Consider the following 564-nt stretch of genomic DNA (forward strand, 5'->3'; position numbering starts at 1 on the left):
AAATGCTTGGGACAGCCTTGTTTTTTAACCAGGATTGACGTGGGCGCTTAAGTGGACGCTCCGCAAACGGACCGTTGTTCCAATCGCTGTTGTGTCCAGATTTTTTTCATTCCCCTTAGCGGTGAAAATCCGGACACAAAGGCGAACGCTGCCGCTTTTCCACAATCGTTCCGTCCGCTCCGCTGGTTAAGCGGGAATTGCCTCTTCCAACTTAAAAACAAACAAAGAAATCGCCCGTTTTGGTAAAATGGAGGTACCACCCAACCATTCCCAAAGGAGCGATTTCTTTTGTACATTCAATATACCATGGACCAACTTTGCTTGCCAATGGACTTGGAAGAAGATATTCCAGAGAATCACCTCGTTCGAGTCGTGAACTCCGGAAGCTACCACAAGGAGAAGAGCAAGGTGTGGAAGTCGGATATTGGCAAAATAGAAAACTGGATGTACAGCGAAACGGAAGATACCTGGACATGTCCCGCCGAGAGAACCCTGTATTTCCGCAAAGAAAGCAAGGAAATTCTGGAGAGCGGATATGTCATTCACAAGCGTCATTACCGAAGT

Annotated in this window: 1 pseudogene; it reads left to right on the plus strand. The window is 47.2% G+C overall.

Going from position 1 to position 564, the window contains the following annotated elements:
- Window positions 1-288 precede the first annotated feature (288 nt).
- Window positions 289-564 (plus strand): annotated as a pseudogene (locus G5B47_RS25285) (hypothetical protein); the annotation flags it as partial.

Origin of the sequence: Paenibacillus apii (genome assembly GCF_011043685.1) — a bacterium.
GTDB lineage: Bacteria > Bacillota > Bacilli > Paenibacillales > Paenibacillaceae > Paenibacillus_AQ > Paenibacillus_AQ sabinae.